This window comes from Actinoplanes sp. CA-131856 (assembly GCF_050956135.1).
GTDB lineage: Bacteria > Actinomycetota > Actinomycetes > Mycobacteriales > Micromonosporaceae > Actinoplanes.
Window position 1 is genome coordinate 8,909,526 of sequence record NZ_CP191849.1, and the last position, 15,837, is coordinate 8,925,362.

A 15,837-nucleotide genomic window follows, 5' to 3' on the forward strand; every position below is an offset into this window, starting at 1 on the left:
CGGCGTGGCTTCCCGGCGCGGTCCGATGGCCCGCCGGGAAGCCGTAGGTGAAGGTTTGGTCTCTCACCCATTCGGGACGAAGCGTCCGGCGGCCGTTGCCCCTAAAGTTCTGGTTCGTGACCACCGAGGACGTGGACGGCTTCGCCGCGCGCATGGCTTACGCCCTGCACAAAGACCCAGCCGATGACGTACGCCGTACGACGCTCCACCTATGGATCATCGCGGTCACCCTGGCCTGGCTCGTGGTCGTACCGCTGGTGGTCCTCTACGGCCTGATCACCGATTCCGGTGCTGCCTTCACCCTGGCCACCGTGCTGATCGTCGCGCTGCCGTTCACCGCCGCGGCGCTCGCCACCCGGAACGGCCGGTTCGGGCTGGGCGGCCTGTACGTCGTACTCACCCTGCTCATGGCTCTTCCGGCGGCCGGCATCGCCCAGCTCGGCTGAATGTAGGGCACGATGGCCTCATGGCCGACAAGGGCGAGGAGCGCGACGGGGTCACGCTGACAAACCTCGATCAGGAGTTGTACGACGGCGCCGGCGCCACCAAGCGCGACCTGATCGACTATCTCGGCGCGGTCGGCGATCGCATGCTGCCGGTGCTGCGTGACCGCCCGCTGTCGGTGATCCGGCTGCTGCGTGGCCAGGAGAAATTCATGCAGAAGAATCTCCCGAAATATACGCCGGACTGGGTGCCGCGCACGGCGGTGTGGGCCGAGGCGTCGCATCGGGAGGTCACCTACGCGTTGTGCAACGACCGGCGGACGCTGCTCTGGTTCGGCAACCAGCGCGCCATCGAATATCACCCGGCGCTCATGCTCGCCGGCGACCACCACCCGACTCACCTGATCATGGATCTGGACCCGCCCGAGGGCGACAGCTTCCCGAAAGCCGTCCAGGCCGCGCGGTTGGTGCGGGCCGCCCTGGCCGAGATCGACATGGCCGGCGCCGTGAAGACCAGCGGCTCCAAGGGCGTACACGTCTTCGTGCCCCTCGACGGCAAGGCCGACGCCGAACAGGTCGCCGCGGCGACGCGGGCCGTGGCCGCCCGGGCCGAGCGGCTCGATCCCGAGCTGGCCACCACCGCGTTCATCCGCGAGGACCGCCACGGCAAGGTCTTCCTCGACGCCACCCGCTCGGGCGGCGCCACGGTCGCCGCCGCCTACAGCCCCCGCGTCCGGCCCGGCCTCCCGGTGTCGTTCCCGGTCGCCTGGGACGACCTCGACGACGTGACGCCGGCCGACTTCACCGTCCACACCGCACCGGCCCTGCTGGCCGAGGGACACGATTGGGCCGAGCACATGCCGGCCCCGCAGGCCCTGGACGCCGGGCTGATCGAGGAGGGCCGGGCCATCCCCGTGGCCCGGGTCCAGGCCATGCACGAGGGCAAGCGGCGCGCGAAGGCCCGCCGCGAGGCCGGTCAGGCGGGGGTGAACAGCAGCGACACGTTCTGACCGCCGAAGCCGAACGAGTTGCAGATGGCGGCGTTGATCGTCATCTTCCGGGCCTCGCCGGTGACCACGTCGAGCGTCACCTCGGGCTCCTTGTTCTCCAGGTTCAGGGTCGGCGGGACGAGCCCCTCGGCCACCGACAGCACCGTGACGATGCTCTCGACCGCGCCGGCCGCCCCCACAAGGTGGCCGATCGCGCCCTTCGGCGCGGTCAGCACCACGTCCTCGCCGAGCGCGGCCCGGATCGCCGCCACCTCGCCCACGTCACCGACCACGGTCGAGGTGGCGTGGCAGTTGAGGTGGTCGATGTCGCCCGGCGCCAGCCCGGCCGTGCGCAGCGCGGCCCGCAGCGCCCGGATCTGCCCCTCGCCCGACGGCTCGGGGCCGGTGATGTGGTACGCGTCGGCGGTCACCCCGAAGCCGGCGACCCGGGCCACCGGCCGCGCGCCCCGGGCCGCGGCGAACTCGGCCCGCTCCAGCACCACGACCCCGGCGCCCTCGCCGAGCACGAAGCCGTCGCGGTCGACGTCGAAGGGCCGGGACGCCCGCTCGGGCTCGTCGTTGCGCTTGGAGAGGGTGCGGGACTGGGCGAACCCGGCCACCGTGATCGGCGCGATGCACGCCTCGGAGCCACCGGCGATGACCACGTCGGCCTCGCCCGACCGGATCAGCCGCACGCCCTGGGCGATCGCCTCGGCCCCGGACGCGCAGGCGGCCGAGGTGGTGTAGACGCCGGCCCTGGCCCCGAGCTCGATGCTGATCCAGGCGGCGGCCCCGTTCGGCATCATCATGGGCACGGTCAGCGGGGAGACCCGCCGCGGGCCCTTCTCCTCGATCACGTCGTCCTGGTCGAGCAGGGTGGTGACGCCGCCGATGCCGGTGCCGATGACGACGGCCAGCCGCTCACCCTCGACGCCCGGCGTGCCCGCGTCGGCCCAGGCCTGCCGGGCCGCGACCAGCGCCGCCTGCTGGCAGCGGTCCATCCGGCGGGCCTGCACCCGCTCCAGCACCGTGTCGGGCGAGACCGCCATGGGCGCGCCGATCCGGGTCGGCAGCTCGTCGAGGTGGGCGTAGCCGGCCAGCACGTCGTCGATGCGCCGCACGCCCGAGCGGCCCTCGAGCATGCCCTGCCAGAGCGAGTCGACGTCGCCGCCCAGTGGGGTCGTCGCACCCAGCCCGGTGATCACAACATCCGTCATAGTTGTATAGCGTACAACTATGACCGAGCCACCACGCGCACGCGGCCGCCGCACCCGCGACGCGATCCTGCGCGCCGCCGAGGAACTGTTCGCCGAGCGCGGCCCGGCCGCGGTGAGCGTGGCCGACATCGCCGGCGCCGCCGGCGCCCACCCGCACCAGATCACGTACTACTTCGGCTCCAAGGACGCGCTCTTCGTCGAGGCCGCCTTCCGTCTCCTGCTCCACCAGGCCCAACGGCTGGAACCGATCGGCCTGCGCCGGCGTACGCCCGAGTCCTTCCGCATGGCCCTGGCCCGCACGGCGCTGGCCCTGCCCGCGGTGCCGGTCGCGGTCCACGCGATGGCGGTGAGCCGGCTCCGCCCCGAGCTGCACGCCTCGGTCCAGCAGAGCCTGACCGTGCTGTTCCGCCAGGCCGAGCGCTATCTGGTGGACGTTCTCGAGCGCCGGGGCTGGGTCATCGACCGGCCGGCCGCCATCGAGGCCCGCACCTTCTGGACCACCGTCTTCGGCGCGCGGCTGATCTCCGAGAGCGGATACGGCGGTCAGTCGGCCGACGTCGACCTGGCCGGCGTGCTGACGGTGCGCAGCGCCGGCCGGTAGACCAGTTCCTGCGTACGGCCGTCGAGCGTCCGCGTCTCCAGCAGATCGAGATCGAAGTCGGCGGCCCCGGCGAAGATCGGGTCGTCACCGGTCCGCCCGGTGACCACCGGGAACACCGTCACCTGCAGCCGGTCGACCAGACCGGCCGCCATCAGCGCCCGGTTCATGGCCAGGCTGCCGTGCGAGCGCAGCGGCACGTCCGACTCCCGCTTGAGCCGGGCCACCACCTCGACGGCGTCGCCCTCGACGAGTGTCGCGTCCGGCCAGTCGAGCGGTCCCGTCAGCGTGTTCGAGATGACGATGGCCGGCTGGTGGCGCATCCGGGTCACCCACGGATCGCCCACGGTCTCCTCGTCACCGGCCGCCAGCAGCTGGGTGAAGGCGCGGTAGGTGTTGGCCCCGAACACCATCCGCTGCGCCGGCTCGTAGAGGGCCAGGCGGTGGGCGAGCAGCTCCGGGCCCTGCTTGCCCCAATATCCGCCCCACGAGGGGTCGGTGACCCCGCCGAAGCCGTCGAGGCTGGTGAACACGTCGAACGTGTAGGTCGCAGTCATGCCGGTCAGACCGGGGCCGGACGCGGAACTCATCGGTCTAGAGCAGATCGCGCCAGAACGGCACCGTGGCCCTCGGCTCGCTCGGGGACGCCGGGCCCAGGCCGAACTCGCGGTGCAGCCAGTCCCCGAGGTCGGCGCCGTAGTAGACGACGTCGGTCTGGTACACCGACAGGACCGGGTGGCCGGACAGGCCCGCCGGCAGGAACCGATGCGCGTAGACCGGCACCAGCCGCGGGGCCGTCACCAGATATCCGCGGGCCGCGGCGACGGCGGCCTCGGCCGTCTGCGGCCGGGGGCCCCAACCGCCGTACCAGAAATCGTTGGAACCGACGTCGAAGAGAACGCCCTCGACCGGCCAGGCCAGCCGCTCCCGCAGAGCCGCGCGATCGGGACCGCGCCAGTCGGGCCAGCCCCGGCCCGTCGGCAGCCCGGCGGCCAGAAACGCGCGATGGTCATCGGCGAAGGAGAACCCGAACTCCTCCTCGATCGCGCCGAGCTCGGCGCCGGTCAGCCCGGGAGCGATCGGGAAGCGGCCCGAGGCGGCCAGTAGTTCCGCGGCGGTCACCCGGCTACCTTAAGTACTCCGTTCGGTGTACGGAAGTAGTCGGGAGGCGTCGGTGCAGGTGACGGCGGCGGGACGACGCGGCGGGCCCCCCGGCGAAAATAGCGTGCCGTCCATGAACAGATATCTGGCTTCCACGCTCACCCTGGTCGGTGTCCCGGCCGGTCTGGCCATCACCGGCGGCACCGTCGACACCGTCATGACCCTGACGCTCGCCGCCTGGCTGGCCGTCCTGGCGTTCTTCGCCGCCCGCTGGCCCCGGGCCGTGCTCGTGCTCTCCCTGCTGCTGATCGACGGCATGCGCGGCAGCTCCCTGGCCGACTCGGGCTGGGTGTGGCCGGCCACCGCCGCCTTCGTGGCGGTCGTGCTCGCCGGCCACCTGCGCACGGCCGTGATCGCGGGCGGCACCGCCCTGGCGTACGGCTTCGCCTGGGACGGTTTCGTGGCCGAAGGCCACGGCGCCGAATGGACACTGGCCCACGTCGGCGGCGAGACCCTGTGGCTGGCCGCGGTGCTGGCCGCCGCCACGGCCTATCGCAGCACGGTCCGCTGGCAGAGCGAGGTGGCCCACCGCCTGGAACAGGACAAGCACGAACGCGAACTGGACGCCCGCCGGCGCCGGGCCGAGGAGAGGGTGGGCATCGCCCGTGACCTGCACGACGTCGTGTCCCACACGCTGGCTGTGGTCGGCGTCCACCTGAACGTCGCGCTGGACAGCTTCGACAGCGACCCCGACGAGGCCCGGTCGTCGCTGCGGCTGGCCCAGGAGGTGCGGGGGCGCGCGATGACCGACCTCAAGTCGCTGGTCGACGTGCTGAGGGAGGGCGCGGCGCCGGCGATCGGCGAGCCGGCCGACGGGCTGGACGGCCTGGAAAGGCTCGCGGAGCAGGTGAGATCGGCCGGGCTGGCGGTGTCACTGAACGAGTTCGGCGAGCGCGCGTCGGTGCCGGCCCCGGTCGCCACAGCGGTCTACCGTGTCGTGCAGGAGTCGCTGACCAACACGGTGCGGCACGCGGGGGCGAGCCGGGTCGCGGTCACGGTCCGATACGCGCCGGCCAGCGTCGTGGTCGACGTGCAGGACAACGGCACGGTTCCCGACGTGGTGATCGACGGCAACGGCATAGCCGGCATGCGCGAGCGGGTGGCGGCGCTGGGCGGCGCGCTGACGGCCGGCGCGGGCCGGGATGGCTTCGCCGTACGAGCAACGATCCCGATCGCGGCTTGACGGCTCCCGGGGAAGGGTCACGCGGGAAGGCGTGCGACAGCGGCGCCCGGGATCGCGAAGGGTGCCGGAACCGATGAGGCGTGCGGGCGGAGGGGGATCGGCCACAGGACCGGGGCGGCTGAGCCCGCACGCGGAGCCGGGAAGAAGACTCTCGTCGCGGTGGCGCCGGTCAGACCGCCGGTCAGACAGCGCCAGCCGTCGAGCTCTGCCGGCCGGCACCGACACCCCGCCCTCCCAAGGGGGCGCCCCCATCCAACACAGCCATCCTCCCAAATTCGCACGCCGGCGGGGCAGGGCCTGTGGACAACCGATGATTGTGGACAACAAGCGGAGGAGACGATGACGATCTCGGTTCTGCTCGCCGACGACCAGCACCTCGTGCGGGCCGGCTTCCGGAGCCTGCTGCGGCGCGACAAGGAGATCGACGTCGTCGGCGAAGCCTCCACAGGTGACGAGGCCGTCCGCACCGCTCGTTCGCTCAAGCCCGACGTGATCCTCATGGACATCCGGATGCCCGGCCTGGACGGCATCGCCGCCACCAAGGCCGTGCTCGCCGAGAACCCGGACATCAAGGTGATCATTCTGACGACCTTCGAGACCGACGAGTACGTCTTCGCCGCGCTGGCAGCCGGCGCCAGCGGCTTCCTCACCAAGGAGATCGCCCCGGACGGCCTGCGGCAGGCGGTCCGGGTGGTGGCCGCCGGTGACGCCCTGCTCTCGCCGAGCGTCACCCGCCGGGTGGTCGGCCAGTTCGCGCACCGGCCGGTCGCCGCCGCCAAGGGCGAGGACCGGCTGGCCGTGCTGACCGACCGGGAGCGCGAGGTCGTCCGCATGGTCGCGGCCGGCCTGTCCAACGAGGAGATCGCCCACCAGCTCGTGATCAGCCCGCTGACCGCCAAGACCCACATCAGCCGGGCCATCGCGAAGCTCGGCGTCCGCGACCGCGTCCAGCTGGTGATCATCGCCTTCGAGGACGGACTGGCGGGATGAAGAGAATTCTGGTGTACGGCGTCACCGGCGCCGGCAAATCGACGCTGGCCGCCCGCATCGGCGAGCGCCTCGGCCTTCCGTACCATTCGATCGACGATCTGATGTGGGAACCGGGCTGGGTCGAGGTGCCCGACGAGATCCAGCGCGACCGCATCCGCGCGGTGTGCGCCGCCGACGCCTGGGTGATCGACGCGGCGTACCAGAAATGGGCCGAGATCGTCCTGCGGCGGGCCGATCTGATCGTCGGGCTCGACATGGCGCGCCACGTCTCCTATTTCCGGCTCCTCCGACGATCGCTGACCCGCCTGGTCCGGCGCACCGAGACCTGCAACGGGAACCGGGAGTCGTTCCGCAATCTTTTCCTCGACCGCGATTCGCTTCTGTACTTCCATTTCCGTTCGTGGGGCCGCAAACGCGCCCGCATGCGCCGGTGGCAGGCCGACCCGGATTTTCCCCGGACGATTCTGTTGCGGTCGCCCGGAGAGGCACGCGATTGGCTCGCCTCCCTTTAAGGTCAGAACCATGTCTGATGACGTGCTGTGGAATGTCATCGCCACGGGGAAGCTCGGCACCGTCGCGACGATCAAGAAGGACGGGCGGCCGCAGCTGTCCGACGTCAGCTACATCGCTCTGCCCGGTCTGGTCCGCTTCTCGACCCGCACCAGCCTGGCCAAGGTCCACAACCTGCGCCGCGATCCCCGGGTCAGCATCAAGGTGACCGCCTCCGACGGTCACGGCTACGCGGTCGGCGAGGGCACGGCCGAGCTGAGCCCGGTCGCCTGGCGGCTCGACGACCCGGTGGTCGAGGAGCTGATCGAGATCTACCGTCTGATCACCGGCCACGAGCACCCCGACTGGGACGACTTCCGCCGCGCCATGATCACCGACGGCCGCCTGGTCTGCTCGATAAAGGTCGAACACCTTTACGGCTGGGTCGCCGCTTGATAGTTCTCACCCGTCCGGAGGCGCGCCGCATAGCCGTGCGCGCCCAGCTCCTGACCCGCGACCGCCCGCGCGGGCTTTCCGAGCTGGTGGAGCATCTGACCCTTCTTCAGTACGACCAGACGAGCGCCGTGGCGCCGAACGCCGACCTGATCGCCTGGAGCCGCCTCGGTTCCTCCTATCGCGCCGAGCACCTCACGGAAGCCCTCGAAGACCGTACTTTCATCGAACTCAAGGGCATGATCAGGCCGTACGCCGACATCTCGCTCCTGAAGGCCCGCATGTCGGCCTGGGACGACCCGGACGACCAGTTCAGCCATCCGAGGGCCCACGATTTCGTCGCCGCCAACGCCGACTGCCGCCGCGACATCCTGAGCCGCCTCGACGACGGCGGGCCGCTCCCCCAGTCCGAGCTCCCCGACACGTGCAAGGTCCCGTGGTCGTCCTCCGGCTGGAACAACAACCGCAGCCTCACGATGATGCTGGAGTGCCTGGCCTCGCGCGGCGAGATAGCCATCGGCGACCGCGACGGCCGCGAGAAGCTCTGGGACCTGGCCCACCGCGTCTACCCGTCGGAGACCGTCCCCGAGCCCGAGGCGACCAGGATCCGCGACGAACGGCTGCTCCGCTCCCAGGGCCTGCTCCGCCCTCGCCGCGGCTTCGAAGCCGGCGAGCCCGCCACGGTCAGGGGCGTGCGGGGCACCTGGCGGGTGGACCCGGCGTACCTCGATCTCCCCTTCACCGGCCGCACGGCGCTGCTCTCCCCCTTGGACCGCCTCATCTTCGACCGCAAGCGCATGCTCGACCTCTTCGAGTTCGACTACGCCCTGGAGATGTACAAACCGCCCGCCCAGCGCAAGTGGGGCTATTGGGCCATGCCCATCCTGCGAGGCGACCGCCTGATCGGAAAGCTGGACGTCACCGCCGACCACCGCAACCGCGTCCTGAGGGTGGACGCCGTCCACCAGGACGTCCCTTTCACCAAGGCAACCGACGCCGCCGTCCTGCAAGAGATCCAGGACCTGGCGACCTGGCTCGGCCTGGGCCTCGACCTCCCCGCCGACTTCTGACGCTCAGGGGCACATGATCACGGCGGCCGGCTCGCTTTCCGTGCCCGACTGGGCGATTCTCATGTCGGTGACTCCGGGCAGCTTGCGAAGAGACGGCAGCGTCCCGCAGTCGAAGGTCACGGCCGTGACCGTGACCTTGTACGACTGGCCGACGACCGATTCCGTCAGCTTTTCGAGGACGTAGGGCTGGTCCTTGTACGCCTGTTTCGCCGAGACCAGGTTCTCGGCGCTGCTCTGGTGCTCGACCTCGCCGTCGTGGGGAGACTGGTCGAGCTGGCGCCGGATGACGGCCGTCTGCTCGTTCGTCGCCTCCGACTTCACGTAGACCATGACGACGTACGCATGCTCGACCGGCTCCCGGAAACCGGCGAGCAGCAAGCCGCCGGCGCCGGCGGCCGCGCCCGCGAGCAGGGCGAACAGCGCGACCGCGAAGACGATCGCCCTGGTGCTGAAGCGCGCGGGCGCGGGCGGCGTGTAGGGCTCAGGCGTGGGGAACTCGGTCACGCCGGGCAGCGTAGGGGCCGGTGCGGCAAATTGCGGAACCGATGTGGCGCGATCGTCAGGCAGCTAGTAGCAGGCGATCGAGGCCGGTGGCTCGGTCTTGGAGGCCATGCGGCCGACCTGGAGGTCGCTGTATCCGGGCATTTTGCGGATGGCCGGCAGGGAACCGCAGTCGAACGTGGCGCTCTCCGCGGTCAGCCGGAAGGACTGTGGCATCTTCTCCGGGGTCAGGGCCTGGAGCAGGTCGGGCCGGTCCTTGTAGAGCTCCTTCGCGTCGGCGAACGAGTCGGCGCTGCTCGTGAACTCGATGCCGGTCTGGTTCGGGAGCTGTTCGAGCTGCGCGCGGATGGCCGCCTTCTGCTCCTCGGTCGCCTCCGGCTTCATCCAGACCGTCACTTTGTACGCCTTCACGTCCGGCTTCTCGAAGCCCTCGTACAGCAGGTAGCCCACACCGCCGGCCGCGCCGGCCAGGATGCCGAGGAGGGCGATGAGGACCGCGACCGCGATCAGGAGTGGCCGGCGGGACGCGAGGGGGGAAGGTTCGCTCACGCCGGGCATCGTATAGAAGGTCCCGCACCCGATTTGCACCCGAGAACACAGCCGCGCCTCAGCCGAAACCTTCAAGGCACGCCGCCGCAACCCGATCTCCGGGATAGACCACCGCCCCGGACGACCGGAGATCAGATGGCAGGCAGCACCGCTCCACGCCGTTGGTATGCGGCGTGTGCGCTGACCGGCGCGCTCATCGCCGTCTTCGCCGTGGTCCTCGGCGTGGGCATCGGCGGGGACGACGTGACGAGCACGGTCTCCAACTTCGGGCTCTGCGCCGCGGCCGTGCTGGCCGCCGTCGCCTGCCTGGCCCGGGCGCGCTCGTTCGCCGGGCGGATGCGGGCCGGCTGGGCCCTGATCGGGCTCGGCGTGCTGAGCTGGGGTCTCGGCGAGGGCGTCTGGACCTATCTGGAGATGGCCCGCGGCGAGGAGCTGCCGTTCCCCTCGGCCGGCGACATCGGCTATCTCGGCATGACCCTGCTGACCCCGATCGGGCTCCTCGTGCTGCCCAGCCGCACCCAGGGTGTCGCCAACCGGGTCCGCAGCGTCATCGACGGCCTGATGATCGCCTGCTCGCTCGTGCTGATCGCCTGGATCTTCGTGGTGTCGCCGCTTCTGGCGAACGGTGAGAGCAGCGGGCTCGCGCTCTACATCAGCCTGGCCTATCCGCTCGGCGACGTCGTGACGATCACGATCGTGCTCTACATGCTGGCCCAGCAGCGGCGGCACGGGCGTACGTTCGGTCAGCTCGCGCTCGTCGGCGCCGGCATCTCGGCCTTCGCGGTCTCCGACATCGCGTACGCCTATCTCAGCCTGGTCGACCGTTACAGCTCGGGCGGGCCCACCGACATCGGCTGGTTCGCCGGCTTCCTGCTGATCCTGCTGGCCGCGGCCAAGCCGGTGCCGCCGGCCGGTGACGACGAGGAGGCCGACAACGGCCAGCCGGTCGGCATCCTGCTGCCCTACGTCGCCGTTCTGGCCGCGCTTCTCACTTCGGTCATCTGGTACGCCAAGACGGGGCACAGCAACCTCTTCGTGGCGTACACGCGGTCGGCGCTGATTCTGCTCATCGTGGGGCGCCAACTGCTCACGCTGCGGGAGAACCGCAACCTCACCCGCACGCTCGAGGCCCGCGTGGCCGACCGCACGGCCGAGCTGTTCGCCAGCGAGCAGCGGTTCCACGCGCTCGTGCAGCACAGCTCCGACGTCGTCACCGTGGTCAGTCCCGAGGCCGACGTGCTCTACCAGAGCGAGTCGGTGCAGCGCGTCTTCGGCTATCCGGCCCGGGTCTTCACCGGCCGCCGGCTCACCAAGATGCTCGACCCCGAGTCGGGTCTGCGGCTGGCCCAGGCGCTGCGGCAGGTGGCCGGCCGGCCGTACGCGACGACCGTGCTGGAGCTGGTGGTCCACCACCGTGACGGGCGGGTCCGCCAGGCCGAGATGACCATCACGAACCTGCTCAGCGACCCGAGCGTGGCCGGGCTCGTCCTCAACACCCGCGACATCAGCGAGCGCAAGGAGCTCCAGGACCAGCTCGTCCACGAGGCGTACCACGACGCCCTGACCCAGCTGGCCAACCGGGCGCTGTTCCGCGAGCGGGTCACCGAGGCCCTGCACCACCGCACCGAGGGTGACCAGGTCACCGTGCTCTTCCTCGACCTGGACGGGTTCAAGGAGGTCAACGACAGCCTCGGGCACCTGGCCGGCGACCAGCTCCTGGTGCAGGTGGCCGACCGGCTCCGGGCCTCGGTGCGCTCGGCCGACATCGTGGCCCGCTTCGGCGGCGACGAGTTCGCCGTCCTGATCACCACCGCTCCCGGCGGCGACGCCGACGAGGCCGAGCAGGTCGCCCAGCGGATCATCGACGCGCTCGACACGCCGTTCGGCGGGGAGAGCCGCGACATCCACGTGCAGGCGAGCATCGGCCTGGCCACGGCCGACATGCTCGGCGACGCCAAGGACGGCGCCGAGCAGCTCATGCGCAACGCCGACCTGGCCATGTACAAGGCGAAGTCGGCCGGCGGGAGCGGCTACGCGACGTACGACCCGGAAATGCTCTCCGGTCTTGTCGCCCGTCTCGAGCTCGAGGCCGACCTGCGGCTCGCGCTGGAACGGCACCAGCTGCACCTGCACTACCAGCCGACGATCAACCTGGCCACCGGCGAGGTGATCGGCTTCGAGGCGCTGGCCCGCTGGGAGCACCCGTCGCGCGGCCTCATCCCGCCGGCCGAGTTCATCCCGATCGCCGAGGCGACCGGCCTGATCGTGCCGCTGGGCCGCTGGGTGCTGCGTGAGGCCTGCCGCCAGGCCGTCGCCTGGTCCCACGCGGGCGGCCGCCCGGTGAAGATGGCCGTGAACGTCTCGGTGCGCCAGTTCGACCGGGCCGACCTGGTCGAGGTCGTCGCCGGCATCCTGGCCGAGACCGGCATGCCGGCCGACCAGCTGTGCCTGGAGATGACCGAGAGCGTCCTGATGACCGACACCGACGACAATCTCGAGCAGCTCGTACGCCTGAAGGCGCTGGGCGTCACGCTGGCCATCGACGACTTCGGCACGGGATATTCGTCGCTGGCCTATCTGCGCCGCTTCCCGGTCGACACGCTGAAGATCGACCGCTCGTTCGTGGAACGCCTCGGCGCCCTCACCGACGACACGGCCCTGGCCGACACGATCGTGCAGCTCGGCAAGAGCCTCGGCATGGACACGGTGGCCGAGGGCATCGAGGAGTTCGTGCAGCTCGAGGCGCTGCGCGAGATGGGCTGCCACTTCGCGCAGGGCTACTACTTCTCCCGCCCGGTCCCGGCCGAGCAGGCCGGGCAGCTGTTCGTCCAGGGCGCCCGTGTTACTGGCTGATCGGCGGCGCGGGACCCACCGCGCCTCCGGCCCCGGCGGTCTGCGCCGGGCCGGACGGCTGCGGGAGCTGCTCGTCACGGGCGTCGTCGACTCGTTCGGCATGGCCCTGGGCTGGACCTTCGTGGTGCTCATGGGCACGGCCCGGGGCGGCCTGGGCGAGGCCGCCCTCTACAACGCGGCCATGCTGGTGGGCACGGTGCTCTCGGCCCCGGCCGCGGGCTGGCTGTCGAGCCGCCTCAACGGCCGGGCCCTGCTGCGCACGGCGGCCGGTGTCGAGCTGCCGATGCGCTTCCTGGTCCTGTTCGGCGTGATCTCGGGCCTGCCGGCCTGTCTGGTCGCGGTGCTCATCCTGATCATGCACACGGCGGCCTGGGCCGGATACGCCGGCCTGCGGGCCGAGGTGACGGCGGTGGACGCGTCCCCGCGCACGATGACCCGGTTCGTCATCTGCATCGTCGGCGTGGAGGCGGCGGGAACGGCTTTGGCCGCGCTGCTGCCGACCGGTCCCGGCGGCCACCCGGCGGGCTGGCTGATGCACGCCGTCTACGTGGTCTTCCTGGGCACCCTGCTGCCGGTGATGGTGGTGGCCCGCCGGGCCCGGATCGTCCCGGCCGGCTCGGTCTTCACCCGCTCACCGGCCCGCGGCCGCCACGCCAAACCGGGCTGGCGCCTGCCCATGCCCCGGCTCATGATCGCCGGCGGCGGGGTCATGCTCATCGCCGCCGGCCCGTCGCTGCTGGCGGTCCCGGTCACCGAGGAGCTGTACGGAAGCGGCTGGGTGGCCGGCGCGGCGGTGGCGTTCTGCCTGGGCACCCTGCTGGCCGACAGCGCGGTCGGCTGGATCGAGCGCCTGGGTCTGCCGGCCGTGCTGCGGTGGTCGCTGTGGGGCCTGGGCATGCTGGCGGGCTGGATCCTGGCTCCCGTCTACGCCCCGTTCGTGCTCCTGGCCCAGTTCAGCGCGGGCCTGGCCACCACCGCCTTCGAGGGCGACATGGACGCCCGGGTGGCGGCCGAGGCCCAACCGGGCACCCTGACCCGCGACCTGGCCTACAGCGCGTCGGTGCGGGCGCTGGGTGGCGCGGTGGCCGTACGGGCCCTGCCCATGATGATCGCCGCCCCCGCCATCGGCATGGCGGCCAGCACGAGCGCGCTGATCCTGGGCGTCCTGTCCCTGATCATCTGGGCCGGCCTGACCACCGCTCCGCACCTGTTCCGCCGTCTCGCCCACTGAAGTCTCCGCACAGCGACGAGCCCCGCCCAGTTGCCGCTGGGACGGGGCTCTTCCCGGATCCGCTACCTCATGAGACCCGGCAGGTCCGGCACCCCCATGAGGAAGTAGTACATCGTGATCGTGGCGGCTACCACGAGAATCAAGCAGAGGCGAAATGTTGCGGGCCACGATCCGATCGCCTCTCTCACGACGTCCATGAAATCCTTGCGCATCCGTAGCACCTCCTCCCCCGGTCGAATTAGATCTTCCACTCACGCCCGAAAGTGAAGGATCATTGACACTCGGTAATTGTGCCCCAGAATCACAAGGACTTTCCAGCCACAAATCATCATCCGACGACAAAGGCCGGATTGCCCGTCGTAGAAAGCGGACAATCCGGCCTGATTCGAGGTAGCCGCCTCGAATGTTGGCACTGCCGTCGAGTCATGAGGCAGCGGATCCGCAATCAGTATGCGAGATCGATCCTTAGTTGCCAAGTATCCGCTTGCACTATGGCGCTCTGACTTTTACCGGCCGATGAAAGGCCATTCGCCGGGCGCCCGATTGACGATCGCATACGGACCGACGCCGCCCCGCCGGGTCGCAAAGTGCCTGACCGAGGCCTGCAACGGCCGAGTTGCAGTCCGACGGCCTGCCGGGGGCACGGCGTCCGGCGGCATACCGGACATGGCGGTCTGCCAACGGCAATCTGCCAGGTGGCAGAATTTCGTAGTCCACTATTCACCACACGAACATCGTGAGATTCCTTCAATTCCGAAAATGGACAGCGAAGCCCGACGGCGGTACCCTTGCGCGGTTAACTCACACGCGGGTTATGACGTGACTCCATCAGGCTTATCAGCCAAATGGCGTACAAGCCTCGACGCCCGAGCCTATTGTAACCGCAAGACAGCATTCAGCAATACCTTCGGCAACTCTCAAGGCATAGGTGATCTTCAATGAAATCAGGTGAATGGCGCACGAGCACGCGCAGCGCGGGCGGGAATTGCGTCGAGGTCTCCTACCAGGCCGATCAAGAGGTCGTCCTCGTGCGTGACACCAAGGCGGAAGGGCGCGGACCCGTTCTCCGGTTCACCCGCAGCGAATGGTCCGCCTTCGTGGGCGGCGTCAACGACGGAGAGTTCGACCTTCCGGCGTAGGCACGACCCGGCGTCCGGGCGGCCCGTCCGTCCGGACGCCGAACCTCTCAGGACCGGTCGAGGCTCGCGACCGCGCGCTCCACGAGCACCAGCGCGTCCTCGTTCTTCCGCGCGACCTGCTCGATGCCCCAGAAGGCCTCCAGATAGCTCGCCGCCTCCTCGATGTCGTCCCGGATCAGCCACTCCCCCCGAGGATCCTCCAGGTAGAGGATGTCCTCGCTCTCGTCGGCCGAGGGAAGTTCGAGCAGGGCGTACGCCCCTCGCATGCGCGGATAGAGCCCCTGGCTGAACGGAACGATCCAGATCGTGACGTCCGGTTGTTCGAGCGTGGCCGCGAGCCGTTCGAGCTGGCGGCGCATCGTGCCCGGGCCGCCGACCCACCGATAGAGCACCGCTTCGTCGAGCGCGAAGAAGAGCTCCGGCCGATCCGCTCGGGAACTCAGCTGTTCCTGACGCTTCATCCGTAGGCTGACGAGGTTGTCGACCCGCCCCACCGAGACCGCGTCGGCGGCCAGCGGCGCCATCTCGGCCAGCGTCGCCTGGGCGTAATCCTCGGTCTGCAGAAGCCCGGGCATCAGCAGCGGCTCGTAGTTGCGAATGATCGAGGCCGCCGACTCGTAGCTGAGCAGATTGGCGAAGTGGGTCGTCATGGTGTCCGCGTCCCAGTACGGCCGCCACCAGGCCGCCTCCTTGGCGGCCCGGGCCATCGCGATCAGCGAGGCGATCCGCTCCTTGTCGGTGATCCCGTAGAGCTGGAGCAACACGCGAAGATCGTTGACCGCGATGGCGACCGCGCCCGCCTCGATCCTCATCAGCTTGGAATCGGACCAGTCCATCTCGGGTGCGACGTCCTTCTGGGACAAGCCCGCGGCCTCACGCGCCTTGCGCAACTCCACCCGCAGGCGCCGGCGCTGCACCATGGGATCGAGACCGCTCGCCATACGCACCTCTGTCACGCATCTGCACGGATT

At 70.3% G+C, this 15,837-nt stretch carries 17 protein-coding genes; 11 read left to right on the forward strand and 6 right to left on the reverse strand.

The annotated features are described in order from the left end of the window. Positions 1 to 116 precede the first annotated feature (116 nt). Both ACQP2X_RS40690 and ligD read left to right on the forward strand, forming a co-directional pair. A complete protein-coding gene (locus ACQP2X_RS40690) occupies positions 117 to 446 on the forward strand; it encodes a hypothetical protein (protein WP_498691030.1) in 330 nt (109 codons plus the stop codon). A 20-nt stretch (positions 447 to 466) separates the two neighbouring features. Next, positions 467 to 1,453 (forward strand): non-homologous end-joining DNA ligase, encoded by a 987-nt coding sequence (gene ligD / locus ACQP2X_RS40695; protein WP_498691032.1) that lies wholly within the window; start codon positions 467 to 469, stop codon positions 1,451 to 1,453. Here ligD and ACQP2X_RS40700 read toward each other — a convergent pair. After that, complete coding sequence (locus ACQP2X_RS40700) at positions 1,420 to 2,649, reverse strand: beta-ketoacyl-[acyl-carrier-protein] synthase family protein (protein ID WP_498691034.1); 1,230 nt, start codon at positions 2,647 to 2,649, stop codon at positions 1,420 to 1,422. The two genes, ligD and ACQP2X_RS40700, sit on opposite strands and share 34 nt — an antisense overlap. A gap of 19 nt (positions 2,650 to 2,668) precedes the next feature. Here ACQP2X_RS40700 and ACQP2X_RS40705 point away from each other — a divergent pair, with 19 nt between their 5' ends. Continuing rightward, the gene (locus tag ACQP2X_RS40705) at positions 2,669 to 3,250 is read left to right on the forward strand and encodes a TetR/AcrR family transcriptional regulator (RefSeq protein WP_498691036.1); all 582 of its coding nucleotides are present in this window, start codon (positions 2,669 to 2,671) and stop codon (positions 3,248 to 3,250) included. Here ACQP2X_RS40705 and ACQP2X_RS40710 read toward each other — a convergent pair. Together ACQP2X_RS40710 and ACQP2X_RS40715 are read right to left on the reverse strand one after the other, a co-directional pair. After that, the gene (locus tag ACQP2X_RS40710) at positions 3,193 to 3,837 is read right to left on the reverse strand and encodes a dihydrofolate reductase family protein (RefSeq protein WP_498691037.1); all 645 of its coding nucleotides are present in this window, start codon (positions 3,835 to 3,837) and stop codon (positions 3,193 to 3,195) included. The two genes, ACQP2X_RS40705 and ACQP2X_RS40710, sit on opposite strands and share 58 nt — an antisense overlap. A 4-nt stretch (positions 3,838 to 3,841) precedes the next feature. Beyond that, positions 3,842 to 4,369, reverse strand: coding sequence for a hypothetical protein (locus ACQP2X_RS40715; RefSeq protein ID WP_498691039.1), 528 nt, complete (start codon positions 4,367 to 4,369; stop codon positions 3,842 to 3,844). Between the two features lie 112 nt (positions 4,370 to 4,481). On the opposite strand from ACQP2X_RS40715, the gene ACQP2X_RS40720 reads away from it, so the two are divergent. From ACQP2X_RS40720 to ACQP2X_RS40740, 5 genes are all read left to right on the forward strand, one after another. Further along, positions 4,482 to 5,591, forward strand: coding sequence for a sensor histidine kinase (locus ACQP2X_RS40720; protein ID WP_498691040.1), 1,110 nt, complete (start codon positions 4,482 to 4,484; stop codon positions 5,589 to 5,591). Positions 5,592 to 5,930: 339 nt separating this feature from the next. After that, a complete protein-coding gene (locus ACQP2X_RS40725; RefSeq protein ID WP_498691043.1) occupies positions 5,931 to 6,581 on the forward strand; it encodes a response regulator in 651 nt (216 codons plus the stop codon). Next, entirely contained in the window at positions 6,578 to 7,093 is a 516-nt protein-coding gene (locus tag ACQP2X_RS40730) for a P-loop NTPase family protein (protein WP_498691045.1), read from the forward strand. Before ACQP2X_RS40725 ends, ACQP2X_RS40730 begins: the two co-directional genes overlap by 4 nt. Before the next feature lie 10 nt (positions 7,094 to 7,103). Beyond that, positions 7,104 to 7,526: a PPOX class F420-dependent oxidoreductase gene (locus ACQP2X_RS40735; RefSeq protein ID WP_498691046.1), complete on the forward strand. Its 423-nt coding sequence runs from the start codon at positions 7,104 to 7,106 to the stop codon at positions 7,524 to 7,526. Further along, positions 7,523 to 8,593: a DNA glycosylase AlkZ-like family protein gene (locus ACQP2X_RS40740; protein ID WP_498691047.1), complete on the forward strand. Its 1,071-nt coding sequence runs from the start codon at positions 7,523 to 7,525 to the stop codon at positions 8,591 to 8,593. Before ACQP2X_RS40735 ends, ACQP2X_RS40740 begins: the two co-directional genes overlap by 4 nt. Before the next feature lie 3 nt (positions 8,594 to 8,596). Here the strand turns inward: ACQP2X_RS40740 and ACQP2X_RS40745 are convergent, their stop codons facing one another. Further along, positions 8,597 to 9,097 (reverse strand): permease-like cell division protein FtsX, encoded by a 501-nt coding sequence (locus ACQP2X_RS40745; protein ID WP_498691050.1) that lies wholly within the window; start codon positions 9,095 to 9,097, stop codon positions 8,597 to 8,599. Between the two features lie 63 nt (positions 9,098 to 9,160). Then, entirely contained in the window at positions 9,161 to 9,643 is a 483-nt protein-coding gene (locus ACQP2X_RS40750; RefSeq protein WP_498691052.1) for a permease-like cell division protein FtsX, read from the reverse strand. 135 nt (positions 9,644 to 9,778) lie between these two features. Between ACQP2X_RS40750 and ACQP2X_RS40755 the strand changes: the two genes are divergently transcribed. The 3 genes from ACQP2X_RS40755 to ACQP2X_RS40765 all read left to right on the forward strand — a co-directional run bounded on the left by ACQP2X_RS40755 (position 9,779) and on the right by ACQP2X_RS40765 (position 14,866). Beyond that, positions 9,779 to 12,496, forward strand: a complete 2,718-nt coding sequence (locus tag ACQP2X_RS40755) for a putative bifunctional diguanylate cyclase/phosphodiesterase (RefSeq protein WP_498691054.1) — start codon at positions 9,779 to 9,781, stop codon at positions 12,494 to 12,496. After that, positions 12,483 to 13,727, forward strand: a complete 1,245-nt coding sequence (locus ACQP2X_RS40760) for a hypothetical protein (protein ID WP_498691056.1) — start codon at positions 12,483 to 12,485, stop codon at positions 13,725 to 13,727. The genes ACQP2X_RS40755 and ACQP2X_RS40760 overlap by 14 nt, the downstream gene beginning before the upstream one ends. Before the next feature lie 938 nt (positions 13,728 to 14,665). Further along, positions 14,666 to 14,866: a DUF397 domain-containing protein gene (locus tag ACQP2X_RS40765; protein WP_498691058.1), complete on the forward strand. Its 201-nt coding sequence runs from the start codon at positions 14,666 to 14,668 to the stop codon at positions 14,864 to 14,866. Positions 14,867 to 14,913: 47 nt separating this feature from the next. Here the strand turns inward: ACQP2X_RS40765 and ACQP2X_RS40770 are convergent, their stop codons facing one another. Then, positions 14,914 to 15,807: a helix-turn-helix domain-containing protein gene (locus ACQP2X_RS40770; RefSeq protein ID WP_498691059.1), complete on the reverse strand. Its 894-nt coding sequence runs from the start codon at positions 15,805 to 15,807 to the stop codon at positions 14,914 to 14,916. Between the last annotated feature and the right edge of the window lie 30 nt (positions 15,808 to 15,837).

Bases quoted from the DNA above. Each gene is read 5' to 3' on its own strand.
- ACQP2X_RS40705 (WP_498691036.1), top strand. From the start codon at position 2,669: ATGACCGAGCCACCACGCGCACGCGGCCGCCGCACCCGCGACGCGATC.
- ACQP2X_RS40700 (WP_498691034.1), bottom strand. From the start codon at position 2,649: ATGACGGATGTTGTGATCACCGGGCTGGGTGCGACGACCCCACTGGGC.
- ACQP2X_RS40770 (WP_498691059.1), bottom strand. From the start codon at position 15,807: ATGGCGAGCGGTCTCGATCCCATGGTGCAGCGCCGGCGCCTGCGGGTG.
- ACQP2X_RS40755 (WP_498691054.1), top strand. From the start codon at position 9,779: ATGGCAGGCAGCACCGCTCCACGCCGTTGGTATGCGGCGTGTGCGCTG.
- ACQP2X_RS40730 (WP_498691045.1), top strand. From the start codon at position 6,578: ATGAAGAGAATTCTGGTGTACGGCGTCACCGGCGCCGGCAAATCGACG.
- ACQP2X_RS40720 (WP_498691040.1), top strand. From the start codon at position 4,482: ATGAACAGATATCTGGCTTCCACGCTCACCCTGGTCGGTGTCCCGGCC.
- ACQP2X_RS40765 (WP_498691058.1), top strand. From the start codon at position 14,666: ATGAAATCAGGTGAATGGCGCACGAGCACGCGCAGCGCGGGCGGGAAT.
- ACQP2X_RS40735 (WP_498691046.1), top strand. From the start codon at position 7,104: ATGTCTGATGACGTGCTGTGGAATGTCATCGCCACGGGGAAGCTCGGC.
- ligD (WP_498691032.1), top strand. From the start codon at position 467: ATGGCCGACAAGGGCGAGGAGCGCGACGGGGTCACGCTGACAAACCTC.
- ACQP2X_RS40710 (WP_498691037.1), bottom strand. From the start codon at position 3,837: ATGAGTTCCGCGTCCGGCCCCGGTCTGACCGGCATGACTGCGACCTAC.
- ACQP2X_RS40725 (WP_498691043.1), top strand. From the start codon at position 5,931: ATGACGATCTCGGTTCTGCTCGCCGACGACCAGCACCTCGTGCGGGCC.